Raw genomic sequence first — 23026 nt, 5'->3', positions numbered from 1 at the left:
TTTATTGTCTATTTTTAGGGGGGTTGACTACAGGCACCAGAGGCACCAGAGGCATCAAAAAAAAGAGCAGGTTTCCGTTTGTGAGAAATGGAAACCTGCTCTTTTATATAGGTTTTATTGCACTGTTTCAGCTTTTTGTTCCTTTACCATTTCTACGAATAACCCTAAGAATCGGTTATCGCCGGTTAATTCGGGATGAAAAGCACAAGCCAGAATATTATCCTGCCTGGCTGCAACAATATGTCCGTCATAGGTAGCTAATACATCTACCTGATTGCCGGCTGATACAATATAGGGTGCACGGATAAATACGGCATTAAATGGACTGTCCAATCCTTTTACGTCCAATTTTGCTTCAAAACTGTCTACTTGTCTGCCGAATGCATTGCGTTTAACAGAAACATCCATTAATTCAAGGTGACAATCCTTGGAATCAGCTAACTCCTTAGCAACAAGTACCATTCCAGCACAGGTTCCAAAAATAGGCTTCCCATCATTAGAAAAATCCTTGAGTGGCTCAAGAAATCCATATCGATCAATTAGCTTCCGCATCGTTGTACTTTCCCCACCAGGAAGAATTAAGCCGTCTGCTTCCATTAATTGCTCTGGTTTTTTTATGATTATGCCAGTTAGTCCGAGGCTTTCAATTTGCTTAATGTGCTCTTCCACAGCCCCTTGAAGACCAAGAACACCAATGGTTAAATCATTCATTTTTTCACCCCTTTCATTCGACAAATTTCGGGAAGTGACAGGCACCAATTAGGCGTCAATTACCAGCCGCGGTCCTGCATTCTGTCTTCGGTGCCAAGTTTGGAAATTTCGATACCTTTCATGGCAGATCCTAATTGTTTGGAAAGCTTGCCAATTAATTCATAGTCATTGTAATAAGTTGTTGCTTGAACAATGGCATTGGCAAATTTTTCTGGGTCATCGGATTTGAAGATACCAGACCCAACAAATACACCATCTGCCCCCAATTCCATCATAAGTGCTGCGTCAGCTGGTGTTGCAACACCGCCTGCAGCGAAGTTTACAACTGGAAGTTTTCCTTCTTCTTTAATTTGTTTTAAGACTTCATATGGTGCACCGAGATTTTTTGCTTCGGTCATTAGTTCATCATCATTCATTCGAACAACTTTACGTACTTGTGCATTTACTTTACGCATATGACGAACTGCTTCTACAATATTGCCAGTACCTGGTTCTCCTTTGGTACGAAGCATGGATGCGCCTTCTCCAATACGGCGTGCTGCCTCACCAAGATCACGGCACCCGCAAACAAATGGTACGGTATAATCACTTTTTAGTAAGTGAAACTCTTCATCAGCAGGGGTTAGTACTTCACTTTCGTCAATATAGTCAACGCCCATTGCTTCTAGAACTCTAGCTTCTGAAATATGACCAATACGTGCTTTTGCCATAACAGGAATGGACACAGCATTCATTACCTCTTCCACAATGCGCGGGTCTGCCATTCTTGCAACCCCACCAGCAGCGCGAATATCAGATGGTACTCTTTCTAATGCCATAACAGCCACTGCTCCAGAAGCTTCGGCAATTTTCGCCTGTTCGGCATTGACGACATCCATAATAACGCCACCTTTTTGCATTTGTGCCATTCCTCGTTTTACAGCCTCAGATCCTAATACTTTTTCCATATTTGTCCACTCCATTCCATTTTTAAAATAATTTACTCTATTATAGGGATAAATGTGATACTATTAAAAGAGTCAGTTTTTTAAAAATTTATGGGGTCAGTTTAAAAAGGAGGGACAAAAGATGGAGATGTTATCCTGTCATTTAAATCGTTCCAGTGATGTTCCATTATATGAGCAATTATATGATTATATAAAAAATGAAATTATTGAAGGAAGAATTGAGCATGGTTCGAAACTTCCTTCCAAAAGAAAATTATCCGAGTACTTGAAAATAAGTCAGAATACGGTAGAAACTGCTTATGACCAGCTGCTGGCTGAAGGATATGCAGAAGGGATTCCAAGGAAGGGCTATTATGTTTTGGCGTATGAGGATTTAGAATATGTACAACCGAAAGACACACCTTCAGCTGAAAAAGTGGAAGCAAGAGAAAAGATGAAATATCATTTTCACCCGAGCTGGATTGATACGGAAAACTTTCCGTTTGCCAAATGGCGTAAATATGCGAAAAATATGATTGATAAGGAACACCATTCCTTACTTTTGTTAGGGGATATGCAAGGGGAGGCAGAACTGCGCCAGGAAATTGCCCATTATTTATATCATGCCAGAGGGGTTCAGTGCTCTCCGGATGAGGTGATTATTGGGGCGGGAAGTGAAATTCTCCTCCAGCAGCTTATTCTTTTATTTCAAAAAGAAACGGTATACGGGGTAGAGGATCCCGGGTATCATATGATTTCACGGATTTTGAAAAACTACGCAAATGATGTGTATCCGCTTGGGGTTGATGAAGAGGGGCTGAAAGTAAAACAAATAGAAAACACGAATATTGATGTCGTTTATGTGACACCTAGTCATCACTTTCCATATGGTTCCGTGCTTTCTGTCAACCGGCGAATTCAATTGTTAAAATGGGCGAGAGGTTCTAAAAAACGCTATATTATTGAAGATGACTATGACAGTGAATTTCGATACAGTGGGAAATCTATTCCATCGCTGCAAAGTATGGATCAATCTGGTAAGGTCATTTATCTGGGATCTTTTTCTAAATCGCTCATTCCATCTTTAAGAATCAGCTACATGGTTTTGCCAAAAGAGCTACTTCAGCGGTATAAGCAGGAATTATCGTTTTATCAATGTACTGTATCGAGATTGGATCAGCATATCCTTGCTCGTTTTATGAGAGAAGGGGATTTTGAACGTCATTTAAACCGGATGCGGAAAATTTACCGGAAAAAATTAGATAAGACCCTTGAGTTAATCAAGCCCTATAACGATAAGGTGGAAGTGATTGGGGAGCAATCCGGCCTTCATATCGTATTAGTGGTGAAAAATGGAATGAGCGAGGAAGAACTGGTGGAAAAAGCAAGCCTGGCAGGTATCCAAATCTATCCACTTTCCTCTTATTCTTTGGAAAAGCGGCTGAAAAAAACGCCGATGATGATTCTTGGTTTTGCAGGGATACCGGAAGCTGATTTAGAGCATGCTATTAGGATGCTCTTTCGAAGCTGGGAAATGGTATAGATAAAAAGGAGCCCGATTGCTCAAGCAATTTGAGGCTCCTTTTTTACACGATGGAAAAGTATAAAATTTTAACCAGGAAGAGGATTGGACGTAGCCAAAACTTTAACACCCCAAGTAATATGAAAAATTAACACATTCGTAAAAAAACAAGCGAATGCGAGTTTTACTAAACTAATGTGAAATAGGATGATGAGATGATTCAGTATGTGTTTCCGAATCATGGTCACATAGAATCGTAACTCCATGGGGGTGTTCTTCCGTTTCCATTTGAATCGTGACATGGCCGATTCCCTGCTTCTTTAATTTATGTTCGATAGTACGTAATAAGGTTTGACTTTCCTGAATTGATAAATTGCTGTCGACAACGGCATGACAGGAAAGTGCATTGTGCCCACTAGTAATACTCCAGACATGGAGATCATGAATACTAGTAATCCCGTCTGCATCTTCAATAGCAGTGATGACTTCTTTTATGTCAATATTTTTCGGCGTTCCTTCCATGAGTACTTGAATGGCATCTTTGCTGACTCGCCATCCACTATTAAGGACTAGTATGGCAACGATGACACTGGCAAGCGGATCTGCACAGCTCCAACCAAAGAACATGATAAGGAGTGCTGCTGAAACAGCACCGACTGAACCAAGCATATCACTTATAACGTGTAGAAATGCTGCTCTTAGATTTAAGTTATGATCCGTATCTCCTCCACGCATGAGAATCCAGGCTACAAGAATATTGACGAGTAATCCGATAATTCCAATAATCAGCATCCCAGCTGAAGCTATTTCTGTAGGATTGGCAAAGCGATTGAATGCCTCATAAAATATAAATAATGCAATAAGGATAAGTGTCACGCCATTAAAGACCGCAGCCAATATTTCAAATCGTTTATATCCGTACGTTTTGCTGTAATCTGCCACTTTTTCACCAAGAGTAAATGCCAGTAAACCAACACCGAGGGAGATGGAATCACTCAGCATATGCCCGGCATCAGATAATAATGCAAGACTATTGGTCAGTAAACCACCAATTGCTTCGATAATCATATAAGCGGTGATGATGATAAAACTAATCTTTAGTGCTATTTTATTATTGGTGTGTGCGTGGTGATGGCTGTGATCATGGCCCACTCGAATTCCTCCTGTACATATCTTTCCTTCCTATATTACTATCTATTCATAGGACAATATTTTGGTTAAAAAATAAAGCTTTTAACTTCCATTTCTATATCCTTCATAATAATTTTATAATCTTCTTATCGACAAAATATAAAGCATTTTAGTAATATATTAAGCCCTATGAATGAATATATCAATGACAACCACATTAATTCGACAAAATCCGGGAAGTGACAGGCACCAATTTGGCTTCGATTCTATGTTTAGGGTTGTTTGGTTTTGGGTATATGGTTATGTCTGAAGATTTACCAACAACTTTATGAAGAGGGGGAGGAGCTATGGAAAGAAACCAATTATATGCAAAGATACCAGATGAATTACTAGGCGCCTTCTATATCTACATACAGAACAACATTGAGAAAGGCACACGCATAGAGTTAATGAATAATGAATTAGAATTAATAGAAAAAGAAGCAATGAAAAGAAATATACCACTTACGCAATTACAGCAAATAGGATTAGGATTTATCAATAATGAAATGGAATTATTAAATAAAAGTTTATAAAAAATCTCTGTATAGGTAGAGTTTTTTTATTTTTTGGTCTTATTACTAACATAATTTTTCTAACGTGAAAAGAGTCCTTCTAGAGTAACGGAAGGACTCTTTTTTGGTAAAGCATTTTTGTAAGTTTTGCTTCTTTGCATCCTTACAATAGGTATAAACGCGAATTGTCACATACATTTGGGATGTTTAAGATCATGATTGGTCTCTCTCACGTGATGAACCGGCTATAAGACCATTGACGAGTAGAATTCGAAACGCTTCAAGAATGATAAGTGGGAGACGGGAAGCGATTAAACTCCTGATTCGTTCAGAGGACTTTAGGTCATCCCCTTGTGGTCTGAATGATCAGTGGGGATAAAAAAACACATTGGAAAATTCACTTTATCGTTTAGGGACTAAATCAACACTCTTATTGAAAAAATCCTCGACTAAAAAATTGAAACCTTTTGTCTTTTTTATCGTAGTAAAATTAACATCATAAAAAATGGGGGATTATATTATGAAAAAATGGGTGACTGTACTTATTCTTGCTCTGTTAACAGCTGGCCTTGCAGGATGTGGAAATGCAGAGGAAACGGAGGAAGAAGTATACGCAAATGCATTAGAGGCAGCGGATGCAATGAATAGTGCTGAAGTGGAAATGGAGATGAAGCAGGAAATAGAAATTCCAGGTGAGGAAGAGGTCATTCAGATGGAGAGTAACATGGGCGGTCCGCTGGTGATGGACCCAATAGCGATGCATCAAAAAGGAACGATGTCTATCAACATGGGTGAGTTGACCGAGGGGATGATGGATGTCGAGCAGGAGTTTTATATGGTTGACAATGAAATTTACATGTTTGATTCACTTTCAGGTCAATGGATGAAGATGGATGATTCTATGATGCCTATGGAATTATTGAATAGTAATCAGATGGATGCATCGGAACAGCTGAGCATGTATGAAGAATATGTGGAAGATTTATCTTTTGAAGAGACCGATGACGGTTACCTTTTATCCTTAACCGCAGATGCGGAAGGTGTTACAGAACTGACCGAAGAATTACTGGAAGAGATGATCCCAGAGGAACTAACTGCACAATTGGGAGAAGATGCAGAGGAAGTCTTGAAAAATATGAAAATCAATCAATTGTTGATAGAAATGCTGATTGATAAAGATACGTATGAAATGAATCAGTATAATATGGAAATGGATATGACCATTGTGGAAGCTAATGAGGAAATGAACCTTATCCAGGAGGTAAAGACAGCCTATAAAAATATTAATTCCATAGATACTATTGAGGTGCCACAGGATGTCATGGATTCTGCTGTGGATGGATTTGGATTTTAAAGATTTTTCTCCTAAGTCTGTCGTTAACCTTGCCAGTATGAGAATAGTAGTTTAAAATAGTTTAGTGCTTAAACTAAATCGTCATTCACAAGATTAACAACAGAAGGAGTTTTACGTAATATGATAGAAAAGAAGTTTAAAGTAATCGATGAGGCAGGTATTCACGCTCGCCCAGCCACTATACTAGTACAAACAGCCAATAGGTTCGGCGCGAATATTAACCTAATTTATAACGAGAAAACGGTAAATTTAAAATCGATTATGGGTGTTATGTCTTTAGGAATTGAACAGGGTAAAGAATTTACAATTAATGTAGATGGAGTAAACGATCAGTCTGCTATAGATGCTTTAGAAGAAACATTAAAAAATGAAGGATTAGCGGAATTATTAGCATGAAAAAGTCAACCATATGGTGGTTGACTTTTTTTCTTAAATATACATATTCACATCGCCATTTTCACTAATCTCCACTGTGGAGTAGCTTTCAAATGTTTCCATATTGGTTATTTCGTGTTTTACCGGTTTTGCAAAACTTTCCATATATTGCTGATAGAGTTCCAAATCTTTCACGATGTGATAGTAGTAAATTTTCGTTTCATTCACTACATCACTGCTTCGAATTAAAAAATCATCCCCAAACTTCTCTTTAAACCATTGTCTGGCTTCGTCATGGTTATGAAAATCCGGCATTTCCTCTGAAAGAGCAGTTAAATCGATGTTCATAGCTAAATCGAACCCCTTGTTTTATATTTCTTTCTTAGTATGTTCTGACCTTATGGAAGAATGCAGATATATAGTAAAAAAACTTGTACTCGATCGTATTTTTAGAGAATGCGTTAGTTTTTCTTAGTGTAGCTGTCTCGATCTATTTTTTAAAATGGAAAAAGAGAGGCTTGACAAAAATATTTTAGTCAAGAAAAATCCGAACTATCATTCCAAATTCTATCGTTCGAATTAGAATTAGTTCGGATTTTTCTTTATGTTATTAGGATAGGGTGTTTAGTTATGTCCCAGCCTCTTAAAAAAATTATTCTTCTGCTGGTTTTCTCCATATCCCCAATAAGACTGCGGCAATGACCGATCCAATCACTAAGGATAAAAGGAACATGATTGCATTCTCAGCCAATGGCACAACGAATATCCCGCCATGTGGTGCCGGAATCGCACTGTTCCAGAATTGCGTCAGTCCACCTGCAACTGCTGCGCCAAGAATGGAGGAACCAATGACACGCAATGGATCAGCCCCAGCAAATGGTATCGCACCTTCTGTAATAAAGGAAAGTCCCATGGCATAGTTGGTCACACCAGATTTTCTTTCGTTTTCTTTTGCGCATTTAGAAAAGTATGCAATTTTAACACGTGATAAACTGGCCTTATTCACCGGTCCAACAATTGGAAACTTCATTAATAATAAGTGAGTGAATTTCCATTATAAAACAATGATGAAACCATCCAGGAGAAATTCGACTCCTAGAAGGTTTTTTTAACATATAAAAAATAAGGTAAAAACCGTTGCATATGGTATGATTTAATTGAACAAAATAATCTTCTAGGATTCCATTTTACTCATTTCACCATCATCGATAGAACAGACTGTTCTTGATTAGAGTAGTTAGTCACTTTTGTCACGGGATAGGCTTATGCCTAATACAATATAAAAAGTACATCATATTTTTTTGAAGGTGAATAATAAGTTAACGATATATCTAAAATCGAGGTGGAAAAATGGAAGGGAAAGTATCAGCTAGTATACTTAGAATAGAGGGTGTCAATATATATTGTGAATATATATTAAATGGGAAACCACCGATTATTCTCATTCATGGTTTTGTATCCTCTACTTATACATTTAATCGAATTATTCCTCTCCTAAAAGAGCATTTTTCTATTTTAGCCTTAGATCTGCCTGGGTTTGGGAGAAGTGAAAAATCTACATCTTTCGTTTATTCTTATCATAATTATGCGAAGTTGGTTGTAAAATGTATGGAGTTTTTCGGTCTTACCAATGTAACGATTGTTGGCCACTCCATGGGGGGGCAAATAGCGCTCTATACTGCAAAACTCATACCAGAGAAAGTAAAGAAGTTAATCTTATTAGGAAGTTCCGGATATTTAAAAAGTGCCAATAAGCTGCTAGTCTATTCTTCCTATTTGCCCTTGTTCAATCTGTTTGTGAAACGCACTGTTAATAATCGAAGTGTAAAAGAGAGCTTAAGAAATGTCTTTTATAATGCTTCCAAAATTACGGAAGATCATATTAGGGAGTTTGAGAGGCCGTTAAAAGATAAAAACTTTTGCAAATCTCTCATAAGATTGCTCCGTCATAGAGAAGGCGATTTAACATCCGAGGAATTAAAAGAAATACAAACACCAACACTGCTAATTTGGGGGGAAGATGATGCAGTAGTTCCATTAAGTGTTGGAAAACGACTGGCAAGGGACCTTCCAAATGCGGAGTTAATAACGTATAAGGAAACAGGGCATTTAATAACGGACGAAAGACCACATGAAATTACAAACCATATTTTTTCACATCACTATTCGGGGATTGCTGCACAGTAATCCCCCTTTTTTAATTCGACAAAATCCGGGAAGTGACAGGCGCCAAAAAAGGAACAAAAAACGCAACCCCTTTTGTAACATGGGGTTGCGCCGGGTTAATTAATTCGACAAATTTCGAGAAGTAACAGGTACCTAAATCGGCACCTAAATCGTGAATTTGCTGGTTATTTTGGATAAGGATTTGGATAGCTCGGTTAGTTTCAGCCCAATTTCATGTGTGCGTTCGGTTTGCTGGTGCTGATGTTCACTACTTGCGAGCATTTCTTCTGTGCTTGCCAATGTTTCCTGGGAGACGGATGCAACTTCTTCTGACACCTTTTCTAAATCAGGAAGGATGTCTTCCAAGTGCTGCAATATACCATGCATTCCCTTTAAATTGCTGCTCACATCAGTGATTCCTTTCATTAAGCCATCAAATGTTTGTTTCGATTCATTTGCCATGCTGATGTTGGTATTGGTCTTTTCAAGCATTTGTTCGAATTCTTCGGTTGCATTTTGTGTAATGCCTTCCATATTTGAAATGGATTCGGTTATCTCCTTCGCTGCTTCGGACGATTGTTCCGCCAATTTTCCTACTTCATTGGCGACAACAGAAAAGCCTCTCCCAGCATCTCCAGCTCTTGCAGCTTCAATGGATGCATTAAGTGACAGGAGTTTGGTTTGCTCGGCAATTCCTTGTATCAGGCCAACGAGTTTGGAAATGGAAAAGGAGTGTTCATTGATTTGCTTGATTGTTCCGGTTAGATGGTCAAAATCCTTTTCAAAAGAACGGATGGTTTCGATTAAGGACTGAATATTCTTTTCACCAAGTATGGCCGATTTTCCCATGTTATCGGAACTCGAAAATACCAATTCCATATTGTGAATCATGTCTTCTATCTGATTTTTCATCGATAGGGAGTTGGATACACTGTTTTCTGAACTATTTGCCGTTTGCTCTGCACCAAGTTTCACCACATTAATGGATTCGATTAAATCCTCACTGGATTGAATGGCATCCTCGGAAGACTGCTTTAAATGATCACCTGTTTCATCTAGTTCAATTGTAGTGTGTTTCAGTTCATGAATCATCGTCTTCATATGATTCATCATTGCATTATAGCTTTTATGTAAGGAAACAAACTCTGGAATCGTTGTTTTAATTTCTTCGGTATGCTTCAAATTTCCTTTGCGAACTTCTTTCATTGCATTTCTTAGGCTGTTCAGAGGTTTGATTAACATTCTAACAAATAAAATAATTAAAATGGTAGATACTACGATACTAATAAGAATAATTGCGATGGTTAAAGTTCCCATATTGTTTATCGGTCCCATAAAGGAATCGTTTGGAACTAACAATACATATATTCCATCAATTTCATCCATTTTCTGATAGGAAATGGTATGTTCTTTTCCGTTAAGGGTCTCTTCAATCTGGCCATCTTCTGCAGCAGTAATGGTCTCAACTAATCGATCCGGGATTTCAGGCAATGATTCTTCGCTAACAGGGAATGGAGTTACCTGATTATCTACAATATAGAAAAACTCAGATTCTATTCCATCTGTTTTTAATGTTTCTTGCTGGGAACGAATATTAATATTAAACTGCTGCCAAAAATATGCTTCATCACTTATATAGGTGAAATGTAAAAGCTCTACAATATCACTCATTAATTCGACTTCACGAATTAAACGGTCCTGTATAGAGTTTAATGTCATATTTTTTGCCTGAAAGTAAGAAGTAAGTCCAACAGCAAGTATGGCTATTGTCATTAGTGCTAAAAACGGTATTAATAGCCGTGTGCGTAATGTTGTATTTTCCAGTAAGTTTCTATATTTTCGCTTCATAATACGTCTCCTTTTTCTAGTTCGAATGGACTCGTACTATTTAATTATAACAACAATTTGTTAATATATTGTAAAGTTTTAGAATTAATTTTTCATTTGGCTTGGGCGAATCAGTACAATTTATTAGGTAAAATGGGTATAATAAACCATAGATAGCTATTAGTAGGAGGAATACGATGGTTACGATTAATAAAGGTGAAAACAAATTTTATGTCGGTGACAACATTAAAGATCCTGTAGCAGAATTGACGTTTAATCAGACTGGTGAAAACAAAATCGTAGTCGACCACACATATGTATCAGATAAGTTGCGTGGGCAGGGAGTAGCAGGAAAATTGGTGGAGAAAGTAGTGTCTTTTGCGAGGGAACAGGACAAAAAAATTATTCCTTTATGTCCTTATGTTAAACGCAAGTTAGAAGAAACACCAGCATATCATGATGTACTAGGTCAGCAATAAAAATGAAAAGTGAGGTGCTATAGGGGGATGTACCTAACCATTCAGGAAACTGCAGACTTTCTATCGATGCCTGAGACTAAAGTATCTGCATTAGTATTGCAAGGACGTATACGCGCTGTCCATGATGGTGAGCAGTACCTTATTAATCAGGGGCAGTTCTCGACACACTTTGAACAAGTGGAAAAATACCGGATGATGATTCAGGAATTCTTAAATGAACCGATTCCCGAAGACATAGATGTGAAAGATGAGGATTAAATTTGCATTTGTAAGTGTTTAAAATTAATGTTAAGTATATGCTAATAAAGAAGCATGTACTTAACATTTTTTTGCGGAGGGCTTTTTTGAAGAGAGAATTAAATTGTTTTCCTTCAAAATCAACATCGATTAGTAAGCTCAGATAGAAAGTGAAGTAGCACAATCTAGCGGAAGAAATACACGGAGACTCCTTGATAAAGAAAACCGCTTTTTCTGCATACGAGGTAACGCTGCCGAAGCCTTCCTTGCCCTTTGGGAAAAGAGGCATCGGTGAGACCCCTAAAGACGCGACAGTACGAGGAGGCTCACTATCCGTCCACGGAAAGCGTAGTGTCTGGAGCGGTAACTTACTCCACATCATTTAAAGTTAAGTTGGATTATGTCGATTATGTTAATAAACAACAATCTTAAAGAAACAGCCTTATGAAAAAAACAACTTCCATGAGATGCCAAGTATTCCAAAGGAGAAAAAAGATGTCATATAAAGATAAATCACTTGTATTTCAAGTAGAAGAAGAAACAGAATTACTGAAGTTTTTATTAAAAGTCATGTCCAGCCGGAGCAGAAATTCAGTGAAGTCCATTTTAACCCGGGGACAGGTTTCCGTGGATGATCATATGGAAACCAAGCATAATTATCCATTGCGGCCTGGACAAACCGTCACCGTTTTAAAGAACAAAGAGGCGAAAAAAGAAAGTGTCCTTACCGGAATGTCTATTTTATATGAAGATAAGGACATTATTGTAATTAACAAAGAAGCAGGTTTATTGTCCATCGCTACAGAAAAAGAGAAGAAGTTGACGGCACATCATCAATTAATGGAGCATGTCCGAAGAGAGCATCCAGCCAATCGTATTTTTGTCGTCCATCGTTTGGATAAGGATACATCTGGTGTAATGATGTTCGCAAAGAGTGAGAATATCAAACGAAAGCTACAGAATTCCTGGAAAGATATGGTGAAGGAACGGACGTATGCGGCGTTAGTAGAAGGTGAAGTACAGCGAAAGCAAGGAACATTGAAATCGTGGATAAAGGAAAACAAGGCCCATGTGATGTACTCCAGTTCGAGGAAGAATGATGGACAGCTCGCAATCACACATTTTAAAAAAATCCAGTCCAATCCCAATTTTTCCCTGTTGGAATTGCAGCTGGAAACCGGCAGGAAAAACCAGATACGCGTCCATATGCAGGATCTCGGCCATCCAGTTGTTGGGGATAAAAAATATGGCTCAACACAGAATGTTATTGGCCGGTTAGGTCTGCATGCGCAAATTTTATCTTTCCATCATCCAAGAACGAATCAGCTTATGCTGTTTCGGGCAGATGTACCGAAATCATTTTTAGCGAAATCGAAATAAGTTTAACGTTGTATGCATCATCCAGAACTCAGATGAAAATGAATGCATGAAGCTGGGAGAAGGGGGCTTCAGTGCCGGAAAAAGGACACTGAATTGGGAGGCTTTGTTAAGGTCTACAGAGGGCCTGCCCTTCATAGTTGGAGAGGCTCTACCTGTATTCGGAGAAAAACCGAGCAAATACTGAGGAGCAACATCCAAATAGAAGGGGGAGAACACTCCATCAACTTCATGCCTACTAACCTGATTAACCCAATGGGGCTTTCTCCACCACTCTTCCTTTTCTTCCTTCTGTAGTTTCTGCCATTTTCAGAGAGCGGATAACGGCTTCCTCTGTTGCTTCCGTTACAGCCTGAAACAGACGATTCATAATCGGGTGACTGTCACGGACAAAAGTTATCGATTCAACAGGGGAATCAAAATAATGACGGTGTGTATTAGCTGTGGAGAATGCAATGGCAATATCTCCACTGCCATGGGCAATATGGCTTCCAGTTCTGCCCAGTCCTGCAGCACAACGGTTTGCAAGTCGCTTTAGCTGTCTGTCATATAGTGGGGCATCGGTTGCTACAATCATCATGATCGAACCATCTGGTGTATTCAGCTCTATTTTGTTGAAGTCTGCAAAAAGGGCTTCGTCTCTGCTTCCGTAATTACTTAGTACGAGCACACCAATGGTATAGGCTTCTCCTCCCTCTGAAACGACACGTGAAGAGGTTCCAATTCCACCTTTGTAACCAAAACAGACCATTCCTTTGCCAGCACCAACTGCACCTTCTTCCACAGGTTCTGGCTTTGCATTTTTTATCGCTTGAACAGCATGCTCAGGTTTTACCGCTTGAAGGCGAATCGAGTTTAAATATCCATCATTGCACTCACCAACAACAATATTAATCGTACTTGTATTATCACCGATGTCTTTATTTTCATCGAGCATGTGCTGAAGGGTGCCTTGTAAAACAGAACCAATGCTGAATGTATTCGTCAGCATGATAGGGGATTCTAAAAAGCCAAGCTCATCAAGCTGAATAAGCCCTGCCGTTTTACCAAATCCATTGATGACAGCACTGGACGCATGGACCTTTTCTTTAAAAAGGTTGCCTCCATGGGGGAGAATCGCTGTAACTCCTGTACAAATCGTGTTTTCCTCATCTAATTTTTCATATAGTGTAACATGTCCTACTTTCACCCCCTGGACATCTGTAATACAGTTTTCCTTTCCTTTTTTAAGTGTCATATGTAGAACTCCTTTTAAATGGAATGATAGTGGTAGTATGTGAAGATTCATTGTTTTGTATGAGGGATGATATAGTGTTTTTTGGTAGCGTTAGGAAAGTTTTAGCCAAGAAGTGGGTTTGACGTAGTTATAATTTTAACTTCCCAAGTATAAGAAAAGGATAGTGGCTAGGATTGAAGTTGTTTCAATTCCGCCTCATGTTGGATGGAATGTGTGAAAAGCAGTTCAATTACTTGTTGTTGCTTCTCCTGATTTTCTTCGATTCGATCAAGTCGCTCCGTTATTTCAAAAATAGCCTGTTTCATATGCTGTTGCTCGTTTTCTATGACATAGACTTTTTTCTTCACGTCGTTTAAATCATTCTTTACGTCCTTTAACTCATTCTTCACGTCGTTCAAGTCAGTTTTAATATCCTTTAGCTCAGCTAGAATCTGATGAGCAATTTCATCATTCATTTTGTTACCTCCTGTCCGTTTCGTTTAATTTCATACAAAATGATGTAATCATATTATACCAAAATAAATGAAAACTAGGGCATGTTCTTTATTCTGTATGAATTCTGTTTTAGGATGAAACAATAATAGTAAATCATGCCAATGGAGGAATGAGATTATGAAAAAGCTGAATCGAGTTATCCCCATCCTCATCGGGATACTCTTTGCTGTGCTGCTTACAGGGCATTTAATGGCTGAGGAGAAGGAAGAAGAAAATGTAGGTCTGGAAATTGGTAATGTAGCCCCGGATTTTGAACTGGAAACATTGGAAGGTGACAAAGTAAAGCTTTCTGATTTAAGAGGAAAACCGGTCATGCTTAATTTCTGGGCTACATGGTGTCCACCGTGTCGAGTGGAAATGCCGGATATGCAAAAATTCCATGAAGAAAATGAGGTAGCGGTATTGGCGGTCAATTTATTTGATACAGAAATGAATAAAGAAAATGTTCGTAAATTTGTGGATGAATTTGGGTTAACTTTTCAGATTGGAATGGATGGTGATGGAGAAGTAGCAGCTAAATATCGAATTAACCCGATTCCAACAACCTATATGATTGATTCGGAAGGCGTCATTCAGCATATAGCTTTTGGTGCGATGGAATATGAAACGATGGTGGAGCACCTGAATAAAATGAAATAGAGCATAAGAAAGGCTGTTTTTGCTGTTTTCTAAGAGATGCTTACGGCAATTTTAGTTCGCATTCGATATAAACTACGAACTAATGAAAATTCTTATCTTGGCGCTCGCTTGTTCTAATGATGGTAGCGTACATGCAGTCGCTCCGGCAGAATACTTACGGTTCGTGGGCACGACTTAAAGCCTCATCAAGGAAAACCGTAAGTGCGCCTATAGTCTTCTAGTAACGCTTCGTAGTAGGCGTCCTCGGCGCAAGGGAATAAAGAAGATTACTCAAGTAGTCCCCGTGCTGCTAGAGTCTAAACACGAGTGATAAAAGCTCTCTAATGGCTGATATCCCGCATACACTGGTTGATATGTGCGCCCGTTGTGTTGATATTTTGCGTAACGGTTGATATCTGCTTCTTTATGGTCATCCGCGGAAGTCGTAGTGTATTTCCGTAGCAGTAAGTTGGTGCTCCAACATCATTTAAAGTTAGTTCGCAGTTTATATAAATTCCATACCAAAAATTTGCAAAAAGCAATAAGATAAAAGGGTAAGCAAAAACTTTTGCATTACTGTAAAGCAAGTGATATAATAGTAAAAAAATTCAATACGCAATATTCCTTCGGGGCAGGGTGAAATTCCCTACCGGCGGTGTTGAAGCAATGCTTCTAAGTCCGTGACCCGTGCGGTGATTATACCAAGCGGTGGATCTGGTGAGAGTCCGGAACCGACAGTTAAAGTCTGGATGGGAGAAGGAATTTTAGGTACATTAGTGTGTATGCATTCACTCTTTTTTTGGCATACATATACTTGTATTTTTTACTATACTAAAATTCTCAAAATCCAAGCCTCCGATGGGTATCAATCGGAGGCTTTTTATATTTTATTATAAGCCCGAGGAAGAAAATTGGGAAAGGAAGTCATTAAGATGTTTACAGGAATCATAGAAGAAATAGGCACTGTGAAGAAGATTCAAAAGGTTTCTGAACAAGCTGTACAAATGACAATTGGATCTAAAAAAATACTCGAGGATGTCCATCTTGGCGACAGTATTTCTGTTAATGGCATCTGCTTAACGGTCACGAACTTCACGTCAGAGCATTTTGAAGTGGACGCCATGCCGGAAACAATCAGGGCGACTTCACTAAAGGATTTAAAACAAGGCTCCAAGGTGAATTTAGAGCGTGCGATGGCAGCTAATGGAAGGTTTGGTGGACATTTTGTTTCCGGTCATATCGATGGTACCGGGAAAATTATCAAGAAGCAAAAAGAGCAAAATGCGATTTACTATGATATTGAAATTCCGGAAGACTTAGCCCAATTCCTATTGCATAAAGGATCCGTTACAGTAGATGGAACGAGTTTGACATTATTCGGCGTGAGCAAGAATGTCTTCACCATCTCATTAATTCCCCATACTGTTGAAGAAACGATACTCGGAGAAAAAGGGGAAGGAGATATTGTGAATATAGAATGTGATATGCTCGCAAAATATGTTCATAATATGCTCCGGAATAAAAACACAGATGAAAAAGGGAATATTGATCACGATTTTTTAAAAAATAATGGCTTTATGTAAAGGAAGTGAGAAGATGCATACAATTGAAGAGGCGATTGCCGATTTGAAAAAAGGAAAGCCTATTATTGTAAGTGATGACGAACATCGGGAAAATGAAGGGGACCTTATCGCATTATCCGAAAGTATCACACCAGAAGTGATTAATTTTATGATTACACATGCCAGAGGTTTAGTATGTACACCAATCCAGGCGATTCATGCGGCAAAGCTCGGTCTTCACAGAATGGTTCAAAATAACACAGACCCACTCGGTACAGCTTTTACCATATCCATTGACCATGTTCAAACTACAACTGGGATTAGTGCAGAGGAGAGAGCTTTAACGATTCAAGCCCTAACCGACACGAATGTAAAAGCAGAAGATTTTAAAAAGCCTGGCCATGTGTTTCCGCTTATCGCAAAGGATGGTGGTGTATTAGCCCGTCCTGGACATACCGAGGCAGCAGTGGATTTAGCTATATTAAGTGGTGCATTTCCATCAGGGGTTATTTGCGAAATTATTAAGGACGACGGGACAATGGCAAGAATGCCTGACTTGGAGAAAATGGCCGAGAAATTTGATTTGAAATTTATTACAATAGCAGATTTAATCGCATACCGAAAAAAACAGGAAGTGAAGATATTTAACTAGGCTGTTTTTCTAAAAGGTTCCGACGCAAAATATATAAACTGCGAACTAACTTTAGATGATAGGATTGTTAACTACCGCTCCGGAAATACACTACGCTTTCCGTGGGCGGCTGGTGAGCCTCCTCGTGCTGTCACTTCTTTAGGAGGTCTCACCGATGCCTCTTTTTCCTGTAGGAATAGCACGTGTCCAGACCTGAGCAGCGGCGGTTTTCCGCGAGGAGGCTGAGGCCGTGCCTACGAACTGCTAGAATTCTGTCGGAGCGGATGAAGCCCACTATTATTATCAGAACAAGCGAGAGCATCACGATAGAAAATTTTTCACTAATCGTACTTTATATCAACAGCGACTATTAAAAAGCAACAAGACATACGAAAGAACTATGAACTAAAAGGAGACATGAAAAAATGGTAAATACATTTGCAGGAAATTTAGTAGGTACAGATTTAAAAATTGGAATTGTAGTTGCAAGGTTTAACGAATTTATAACAAGTAAATTATTAGACGGTGCCATTGATACATTAAAACGCCATGGAGTTAGTGAAGATAATATTGATGTAGCTTGGATTCCAGGTGCATTTGAAATTCCATTAATTGCTGGAAAAATGGCGGAAAATGATAAATATGATGCAGTGATTACATTAGGAACGGTAATCCGCGGCTCCACTCCACATTTCGATTATGTTTGTAGTGAAGTTGCTAAAGGTGTGGCAAATGCTTCGGCGAAAAGTGGAAAACCGGTTATTTTCGGAGTAATTACAACAGAAACGATTGAACAGGCGATTGAACGAGCTGGAACAAAAGCCGGGAACAAAGGTTCAGAGGCTGCGGTATCCGCGATTGAGATGGCAAATATTATTAACATGATGGATTAAAAAATGGTCGAGACTGCAAGTGAATTGCATGCTCGGCTTTTTTTTAAAGACTATCCCCTTAGTGGAAAAATCCCACCTGCTAGGCTAAACTATAGGTAGAAGATGTATGATATTTTATGGACGTGATGGGCTGGCTGAACCTCCCACTTTAAGAATGATAAGGGATGGGCAGCCAGTAAACTTCAGATTCGTTCACTTATCAGCCGGTAGGGGATGAAAAAACCACAAATAGAGATTCACTTTATGGGGGAGATGACATTGAAACTCTTATTAGGACAGCTAGGACTGATTGCGGTAATATGGGTAGGAATGGCTATTTTTTTTAATGATATGAATGAAGCGAGTAAAATAATCTTTTATCTGGTAACATCATGGGCGCTGTTTCTCCTTGTTATTATCATAAAAACGTGGATACGTGAACGAAAAGAAAAGACAAAATAAGCTTTACTAAAGAGGAAGATAACATATGCTAACGATTGAAAATTTATATAAATCCTATGGGGAAAAAATATTGTTTCGCGATATTACATGTACGATTTCAGAAAATGAACGGATTGGTGTCATCGGGGTAAATGGAACCGGTAAATCGACTTTTCTAAAAGTAATTGCTGGTGTGGACTCCGCTGAAAAAGGAACGATTCACCACCCGAAAGATTATCATATCGAGTATCTGGCACAGGAACCGGAGCTTGATCCCAATTTAACAGTAATCGAGCAAATTTATTATGGGGAAGCCTCTATCATGAAATTGATGCGCGCCTATGAAGAAGCGCTGCTTCAGCTTCAGAAGGATCCTGAAAAGGTGGAAGCGCAGAATTATTTAATGAAGATGCAGCAGAAGATGGATGAAGAAGATACATGGGAAGCGAACACAACGGCAAAAACGGTGTTAACGAAGCTGGGAATTACGGATTTTGATAGAAAGGTATCAGAACTGTCGGGTGGACAGCAGAAACGGGTGGCGATTGCCAAAGCATTGATTCAGCCAGCAGATTTACTCATCATGGATGAACCGACCAATCATCTCGATAATGAAACGGTAGAATGGCTGGAGAAATATTTACAGACGTATAAAGGCTCCTTGCTATTGGTGACACATGACAGGTATTTCCTGGATCGGGTTACTAATAAAATTTATGAATTGGATAAAGGCAATTTATATATCTATGAAGGCAATTACCAGGTCTTCTTAGAAAAGAAAGCAGAACGTGATGAGCTCGAAGCAAGCAGCGAACTGAAGCACCAAAATACATTAAGGCGTGAGCTGGCCTGGCTAAAACGCGGTGCTAAAGCGCGCTCTACGAAACAAAAGGCAAGAATTGACCGAATTCATGACATGAAAGAGAAAACCTTTGATACAAAGAAACAGAATCTTGAGTTTCAAGTAGGTTCCGCAAGACTCGGCAAAAAAGTCATCGAGTTAATCAACATTTCCAAAACATTTGATGGGAAGACGTTAATTGATGATTTCAGTCATTTGATTGTACCAGGGGATCGGATTGGCATTATTGGACCGAATGGCTCAGGTAAATCGACTTTACTTCACATCATGGCGGAGCGAATAGAGGCCGATAAAGGGAAGATGGATATTGGAGAAACGGTGAAAATTGGCTACTACACCCAGGGAGACGAGGAGCTCAATGGAGAGCTACGTATCATTGATTATATTAAGGAAGTAGCAGAAGTCATTTATACGAAAGATGGACAAGTCATTACTGCCGAGCAGATGCTTGAACGATTCCTGTTTTCCAGGTCGGAACAATATACGTACATTCGAAAACTGTCTGGTGGAGAAAAACGCCGGCTCTATTTATTGAAAGTGTTGATGACCGAGCCAAATGTCCTGTTTTTAGATGAACCGACCAATGATTTGGATACGCAAACGCTGGGTGTGCTGGAGGAATATTTGGATCAGTTCCCTGGTGTTGTTATTACGGTTTCCCATGATCGATATTTCCTGGATCGTGTAGTGGATCATTTACTCGTCTTTAAGGGCGAGGGAAGAATTGACCATTTCTATGGCAACTACAGCGAGTTCTTAGAAATGCAGGAAGCAGAAAAGAGTATAAAGGCGAATATAGAAAAAACCAAAGAAACTCCTCGACCGAAAAAGCAGAAGAGAAAGCTCTCATATAAGGATCAAAAAGAATGGGAGCAAATTGAGGATCAGATTATGGAGCTGGAAACGAAAATTGAAGAACTGCAATCAGGAATAGCGGAAGCGGGAAGTGATGCGGAAAAGGTTCAGGAATTATTTAAAGAACAGCAGGAAGTAGAGGGGAAATTGGAAGCAAAAATGGAGCGCTGGGAAGAGCTTTCGTTAATGGTAGAGGAATTGGGAAATGGCTGAATAAAAAGATTTTTTAAAGGTGATTTCTTTTTTAAAATAATTGGGTTAAACTGGTAAATGACATGATGGTAGAAAGCTATATTTCGATGTTTAAATATCTATTTTTAGTGGAAAATAATATAAGATTGCTTCGGAAATGGAATTTTCTGCTCGTAGGATGGAATAATATGTATGAGATATTATCAAATAAGGAATGATAAGACTTAATTGAACTTATTATGAAATATACCTATATTTAACATGAATAGGAGGAACAAAATGAAACTTTTTCAGGTAAGAAAAGGTCAATTTGTTTTCTATAACAATGAATTGCATAAAGTGTACAGTGTCAAGCCAATGTTTAAAAGATCAGTCCATTTATACCGTTTAAAGGATATGCAGCAGGTTTTAACGAAGTCAAGTGAAATCCAGTTGTATAAGCCGAAGCATAATGATACGTTTATTTTTTACGGAAAACGGTACACCATTGACGAAAACGAAAAGGCAAAACCGGGTGATTATATCCTGATTGTAAAACCAGCTCCGGACTTCCTTGACCACTATTCTTTAAATGAAATTGAAAAGGTAGAAAGTGTGGAGGATGGAAACGTCGTGACAACAAGGGATAATGGTGTTAAACATCATGAATATGTTGTCATGGTTCCCGGGAAAAAAGATGCAAGTCAGGAGATTGCTTATTACGATAAGAGTCAGGTACCGGAAGAACAGCAATTACAGGATGAGTCCATCTCTTACTTAGCGGAAAAAGATGATGCATTAAAACCGGTGGTAGGAGACATTTATCTGGATGTTAAAAATGAAACGAAAGCAATGATTGTTGCGATGACGGAAGATGAAGTAATTTTCGGCCACGGGGTGCGTGTACATCTGGCTGAGTTGCTGGATGAAACTAGATACGAATTACTGTATCAGTTTGATGAAGATTAATAAAAATGAGTACTGCTTACCGAGAAGCAGTAGGGTTCCTTAGTTTGAAAGTTCCTGAGTAAAAAGATTCAGGAACTTTTTTTTATTGTTTAGGAAATTTCGTTAAGAAGTCATTTTGGCATTATTTTATAAGAAAACGAGCGAATACAATCTTCTGAATTTAAATGAATCTAGTCCATAAGAACTGTTCATCTAGTCAGAAATGCTTATTTTTAGGTTATTCATTTAAAATTAGACAGAAGAATCGATATTGCTTCGAAGTATATAAGGTAAATTATAGAGGAGGAATTATCGATGCAATTATTAAAGAAATGTATGACAGCAATCATAAGTGGTTTATTTATTTTAGTGGCTGGAACAAGTACGGTTCTAGCTGAAGAAGACAAAGAGATTTTTGTCATGGAAGATGTTGAAGAAAATCTTCCTGGGGTAGAAGAGACAGAAGAAGTAGCTGTTGAAGAAAAACGAACGGAACAGGAAACAGGGAATGAAGAAGAAGAGCTAACGGAGGATGCTGCTTCTGAGGAGGAAGCAGAAAATCTGGAAATACAAGAGCCGAATTTAATACCAGGAGATTTTTTCTATTTTGTAAAAGTGATGAAGGAAAAAATCCAATTATCTCTATCAAATAATGATTTTGAAGAAGGTAAATTGCTGGCAGAATTTGCTGCTGAGCGTATTGCAGAAGCGAATGCCTTGATTCAGGATGGAAGAAGCGATGAAGCAACTGAATTACTTGAAGAAGCAATCCAAATGCAGGAAGAGGCAGAAGCGTTACTTGAAGATGATAATCAGGAAGAATCTTTAGAGGAAGCAGCAGCTGACGATGCAGTGGATGAAGAAACAAAGGTAATAGAAGAAGATTCTACAGAAGGAATAGAAGAAGATTCTATTGAAACAGACACAGAGGATGAAGTGGTAGTAGAGGAAAAAACTGCTGTTCAGGTTAAACTTGCAAATAATTTTACTGCACTCAGTTTAGTGCTGGAAAAAATAGATAATCCTGCTGCCCAACAGGCTATTGCGAAAAATATTGAAAAATCATTTGCTAAGCTAGCAGAGAAGATTGAAAAGCGTTCTGGTAAAGCAGAGGGTTCTTTGGAGGAAGAGAATGCTGTGGAGGATGTTAGTGGAGAACTGACGGAAGAAGAAGGTACGGAATCAGCAGAAAAGGAAGATACAGCAGAGGATGAAATCGAAGTAACAGAGGCTGAGGAAGAAAAACAAGCTGTACCTACTAAAAAAACAAATGATGCGAAGGCAGAAAAAAAAGCAGCAAAAGCTGAGGATAAAGCAGTGAAGCAGCAAGCAAAAGAAGTTAAAAAAGAAGCTAAACAAGAAGGAAAAGAGCGGAAGAAAGCAGCGAAAGAAAATAAAAGTGAAAAAGCGAAAGAAAACAAAAGCAATGGAAAAGGAAAGCAGGACAAATAGATAATTCTCCTGTAGTAGGATTACGAGTTCAGTTATCAAGGGGAAATAGTAAATCCAGTCAGAAACGGGGTACAAATCGCATGTTGATTTGTGCCCCGTTTTTAATTGGTATTGTTTTAGTTCGTTTTAGTAACGTAGAAGAGATCTAGGTGACGGAAGAGAGAGGTTGGAGCGTGCTTCGGTAACGTAGAAGAGGTCTAGGTGACGGAAGAGCGAGGCTGGA

22 protein-coding genes, 2 pseudogenes and 1 riboswitch are annotated in these 23026 nt (G+C 38.7%); of the genes and pseudogenes, 16 read left to right on the top strand and 8 right to left on the bottom strand.

Features of this window, described 5'->3' with window-relative positions; genetic code table 11:
- Positions 1-114 precede the first annotated feature (114 nt).
- Together pdxT and pdxS are read right to left on the bottom strand one after the other, a co-directional pair.
- A complete protein-coding gene (pdxT, locus tag GMJ66_RS19505) occupies positions 115-711 on the bottom strand; it encodes a pyridoxal 5'-phosphate synthase glutaminase subunit PdxT (protein WP_156291988.1) in 597 nt (198 codons plus the stop codon).
- 59 nt (positions 712-770) lie between these two features.
- Positions 771-1658, bottom strand: coding sequence for a pyridoxal 5'-phosphate synthase lyase subunit PdxS (gene pdxS / locus GMJ66_RS19500; protein WP_156291987.1), 888 nt, complete (start codon positions 1656-1658; stop codon positions 771-773).
- A 121-nt stretch (positions 1659-1779) separates the two neighbouring features.
- On the opposite strand from pdxS, the gene pdxR reads away from it, so the two are divergent.
- Positions 1780-3180, top strand: coding sequence for a MocR-like pyridoxine biosynthesis transcription factor PdxR (pdxR, locus tag GMJ66_RS19495; RefSeq protein ID WP_156291986.1), 1401 nt, complete (start codon positions 1780-1782; stop codon positions 3178-3180).
- A gap of 171 nt (positions 3181-3351) precedes the next feature.
- On the opposite strand, the gene GMJ66_RS19490 is transcribed toward pdxR, so the two are convergent.
- Positions 3352-4311: a cation diffusion facilitator family transporter gene (locus GMJ66_RS19490; RefSeq protein WP_156291985.1), complete on the bottom strand. Its 960-nt coding sequence runs from the start codon at positions 4309-4311 to the stop codon at positions 3352-3354.
- 326 nt (positions 4312-4637) lie between these two features.
- Between GMJ66_RS19490 and GMJ66_RS19485 the strand changes: the two genes are divergently transcribed.
- The 3 genes from GMJ66_RS19485 (at position 4638) to GMJ66_RS19475 (ending at position 6594) form a co-directional block, all read left to right on the top strand.
- Complete coding sequence (locus tag GMJ66_RS19485) at positions 4638-4865, top strand: hypothetical protein (protein ID WP_156291984.1); 228 nt, start codon at positions 4638-4640, stop codon at positions 4863-4865.
- A gap of 499 nt (positions 4866-5364) precedes the next feature.
- Positions 5365-6198: a DUF6612 family protein gene (locus GMJ66_RS19480; RefSeq protein ID WP_156291983.1), complete on the top strand. Its 834-nt coding sequence runs from the start codon at positions 5365-5367 to the stop codon at positions 6196-6198.
- 123 nt (positions 6199-6321) lie between these two features.
- A complete protein-coding gene (locus GMJ66_RS19475) occupies positions 6322-6594 on the top strand; it encodes a phosphocarrier protein HPr (protein ID WP_156291989.1) in 273 nt (90 codons plus the stop codon).
- A gap of 33 nt (positions 6595-6627) precedes the next feature.
- Here the strand turns inward: GMJ66_RS19475 and GMJ66_RS19470 are convergent, their stop codons facing one another.
- Both GMJ66_RS19470 and GMJ66_RS19465 read right to left on the bottom strand, forming a co-directional pair.
- Complete coding sequence (locus GMJ66_RS19470) at positions 6628-6921, bottom strand: hypothetical protein (RefSeq protein WP_156291982.1); 294 nt, start codon at positions 6919-6921, stop codon at positions 6628-6630.
- A gap of 304 nt (positions 6922-7225) precedes the next feature.
- Positions 7226-7522 (bottom strand): annotated as a pseudogene (locus GMJ66_RS19465) (PTS fructose transporter subunit IIC); the annotation flags it as partial.
- Between the two features lie 401 nt (positions 7523-7923).
- Here GMJ66_RS19465 and GMJ66_RS19460 point away from each other — a divergent pair.
- Complete coding sequence (locus GMJ66_RS19460) at positions 7924-8760, top strand: alpha/beta fold hydrolase (protein WP_156291981.1); 837 nt, start codon at positions 7924-7926, stop codon at positions 8758-8760.
- A gap of 144 nt (positions 8761-8904) precedes the next feature.
- Here GMJ66_RS19460 and GMJ66_RS19455 read toward each other — a convergent pair whose 3' ends face one another.
- A complete protein-coding gene (locus GMJ66_RS19455) occupies positions 8905-10587 on the bottom strand; it encodes a methyl-accepting chemotaxis protein (RefSeq protein WP_156291980.1) in 1683 nt (560 codons plus the stop codon).
- A gap of 176 nt (positions 10588-10763) precedes the next feature.
- On the opposite strand from GMJ66_RS19455, the gene GMJ66_RS19450 reads away from it, so the two are divergent.
- From GMJ66_RS19450 to GMJ66_RS19440, 3 genes are all read left to right on the top strand, one after another.
- Positions 10764-11045 carry a GNAT family N-acetyltransferase gene (locus GMJ66_RS19450; protein WP_156291979.1) on the top strand — a complete coding sequence of 94 codons (282 nt, stop codon included), beginning with the start codon at positions 10764-10766 and terminating at the stop codon, positions 11043-11045.
- A gap of 27 nt (positions 11046-11072) precedes the next feature.
- Complete coding sequence (locus GMJ66_RS19445; RefSeq protein WP_156291978.1) at positions 11073-11303, top strand: excisionase family DNA-binding protein; 231 nt, start codon at positions 11073-11075, stop codon at positions 11301-11303.
- 474 nt (positions 11304-11777) lie between these two features.
- On the top strand, positions 11778-12662 hold the full coding sequence (locus GMJ66_RS19440) for an RluA family pseudouridine synthase (protein WP_231514991.1): 885 nt from the start codon (positions 11778-11780) through the stop codon (positions 12660-12662).
- Between the two features lie 244 nt (positions 12663-12906).
- Here the strand turns inward: GMJ66_RS19440 and GMJ66_RS19435 are convergent, their stop codons facing one another.
- Positions 12907-13896 carry a DmpA family aminopeptidase gene (locus GMJ66_RS19435; RefSeq protein WP_156291976.1) on the bottom strand — a complete coding sequence of 330 codons (990 nt, stop codon included), beginning with the start codon at positions 13894-13896 and terminating at the stop codon, positions 12907-12909.
- Positions 13897-14063: 167 nt separating this feature from the next.
- Positions 14064-14351, bottom strand: coding sequence for a hypothetical protein (locus GMJ66_RS19430; protein WP_156291975.1), 288 nt, complete (start codon positions 14349-14351; stop codon positions 14064-14066).
- 157 nt (positions 14352-14508) lie between these two features.
- Here GMJ66_RS19430 and GMJ66_RS19425 point away from each other — a divergent pair, with 157 nt between their 5' ends.
- The 8 genes and pseudogenes from GMJ66_RS19425 (at position 14509) to GMJ66_RS19390 (ending at position 22803) form a co-directional block, all read left to right on the top strand.
- A complete protein-coding gene (locus GMJ66_RS19425; protein WP_156291974.1) occupies positions 14509-15030 on the top strand; it encodes a TlpA disulfide reductase family protein in 522 nt (173 codons plus the stop codon).
- Between the two features lie 597 nt (positions 15031-15627).
- Positions 15628-15774, top strand: a riboswitch (FMN riboswitch).
- Between the two features lie 167 nt (positions 15775-15941).
- Positions 15942-16592 carry a riboflavin synthase gene (ribE, locus tag GMJ66_RS19420; protein WP_156291973.1) on the top strand — a complete coding sequence of 217 codons (651 nt, stop codon included), beginning with the start codon at positions 15942-15944 and terminating at the stop codon, positions 16590-16592.
- Positions 16593-16605: 13 nt separating this feature from the next.
- Positions 16606-17205: pseudogene (gene ribB, locus GMJ66_RS19415) on the top strand (3,4-dihydroxy-2-butanone-4-phosphate synthase); the annotation flags it as partial.
- A 422-nt stretch (positions 17206-17627) separates the two neighbouring features.
- On the top strand, positions 17628-18095 hold the full coding sequence (ribH, locus tag GMJ66_RS19410) for a 6,7-dimethyl-8-ribityllumazine synthase (protein WP_156291971.1): 468 nt from the start codon (positions 17628-17630) through the stop codon (positions 18093-18095).
- Between the two features lie 258 nt (positions 18096-18353).
- The gene (locus tag GMJ66_RS19405) at positions 18354-18536 is read left to right on the top strand and encodes a hypothetical protein (RefSeq protein ID WP_156291970.1); all 183 of its coding nucleotides are present in this window, start codon (positions 18354-18356) and stop codon (positions 18534-18536) included.
- A 25-nt stretch (positions 18537-18561) separates the two neighbouring features.
- A complete protein-coding gene (locus GMJ66_RS19400) occupies positions 18562-20445 on the top strand; it encodes an ABC-F family ATP-binding cassette domain-containing protein (protein WP_156291969.1) in 1884 nt (627 codons plus the stop codon).
- Positions 20446-20703: 258 nt separating this feature from the next.
- Positions 20704-21372 carry a hypothetical protein gene (locus tag GMJ66_RS19395; RefSeq protein WP_156291968.1) on the top strand — a complete coding sequence of 223 codons (669 nt, stop codon included), beginning with the start codon at positions 20704-20706 and terminating at the stop codon, positions 21370-21372.
- A 294-nt stretch (positions 21373-21666) separates the two neighbouring features.
- Positions 21667-22803, top strand: a complete 1137-nt coding sequence (locus GMJ66_RS19390) for a DUF5667 domain-containing protein (protein ID WP_156291967.1) — start codon at positions 21667-21669, stop codon at positions 22801-22803.
- Positions 22804-23026 lie beyond the last annotated feature (223 nt).

It is taken from the genome of Oceanobacillus salinisoli, assembly GCF_009733865.1.
GTDB classification, from domain to species: Bacteria; Bacillota; Bacilli; order Bacillales; family Amphibacillaceae; genus Oceanobacillus; species Oceanobacillus salinisoli.
This window is presented reverse-complemented; position numbering and strand designations above follow the sequence as displayed.

Bases quoted from the DNA above. Each gene is read 5' to 3' on its own strand.
- GMJ66_RS19430 (WP_156291975.1), bottom strand. From the start codon at position 14,351: ATGAATGATGAAATTGCTCATCAGATTCTAGCTGAGCTAAAGGATATT.
- GMJ66_RS19445 (WP_156291978.1), top strand. From the start codon at position 11,073: ATGTACCTAACCATTCAGGAAACTGCAGACTTTCTATCGATGCCTGAG.
- GMJ66_RS19450 (WP_156291979.1), top strand. From the start codon at position 10,764: ATGGTTACGATTAATAAAGGTGAAAACAAATTTTATGTCGGTGACAAC.
- ribE (WP_156291973.1), top strand. From the start codon at position 15,942: ATGTTTACAGGAATCATAGAAGAAATAGGCACTGTGAAGAAGATTCAA.
- GMJ66_RS19390 (WP_156291967.1), top strand. From the start codon at position 21,667: ATGCAATTATTAAAGAAATGTATGACAGCAATCATAAGTGGTTTATTT.
- GMJ66_RS19400 (WP_156291969.1), top strand. From the start codon at position 18,562: ATGCTAACGATTGAAAATTTATATAAATCCTATGGGGAAAAAATATTG.
- pdxT (WP_156291988.1), bottom strand. From the start codon at position 711: ATGAATGATTTAACCATTGGTGTTCTTGGTCTTCAAGGGGCTGTGGAA.
- GMJ66_RS19455 (WP_156291980.1), bottom strand. From the start codon at position 10,587: ATGAAGCGAAAATATAGAAACTTACTGGAAAATACAACATTACGCACA.
- GMJ66_RS19435 (WP_156291976.1), bottom strand. From the start codon at position 13,896: ATGACACTTAAAAAAGGAAAGGAAAACTGTATTACAGATGTCCAGGGG.
- pdxS (WP_156291987.1), bottom strand. From the start codon at position 1,658: ATGGAAAAAGTATTAGGATCTGAGGCTGTAAAACGAGGAATGGCACAA.
- GMJ66_RS19425 (WP_156291974.1), top strand. From the start codon at position 14,509: ATGAAAAAGCTGAATCGAGTTATCCCCATCCTCATCGGGATACTCTTT.
- GMJ66_RS19460 (WP_156291981.1), top strand. From the start codon at position 7,924: ATGGAAGGGAAAGTATCAGCTAGTATACTTAGAATAGAGGGTGTCAAT.
- GMJ66_RS19395 (WP_156291968.1), top strand. From the start codon at position 20,704: ATGAAACTTTTTCAGGTAAGAAAAGGTCAATTTGTTTTCTATAACAAT.
- GMJ66_RS19485 (WP_156291984.1), top strand. From the start codon at position 4,638: ATGGAAAGAAACCAATTATATGCAAAGATACCAGATGAATTACTAGGC.
- GMJ66_RS19440 (WP_231514991.1), top strand. From the start codon at position 11,778: ATGTCATATAAAGATAAATCACTTGTATTTCAAGTAGAAGAAGAAACA.
- GMJ66_RS19470 (WP_156291982.1), bottom strand. From the start codon at position 6,921: ATGAACATCGATTTAACTGCTCTTTCAGAGGAAATGCCGGATTTTCAT.
- pdxR (WP_156291986.1), top strand. From the start codon at position 1,780: ATGGAGATGTTATCCTGTCATTTAAATCGTTCCAGTGATGTTCCATTA.
- GMJ66_RS19480 (WP_156291983.1), top strand. From the start codon at position 5,365: ATGAAAAAATGGGTGACTGTACTTATTCTTGCTCTGTTAACAGCTGGC.
- ribH (WP_156291971.1), top strand. From the start codon at position 17,628: ATGGTAAATACATTTGCAGGAAATTTAGTAGGTACAGATTTAAAAATT.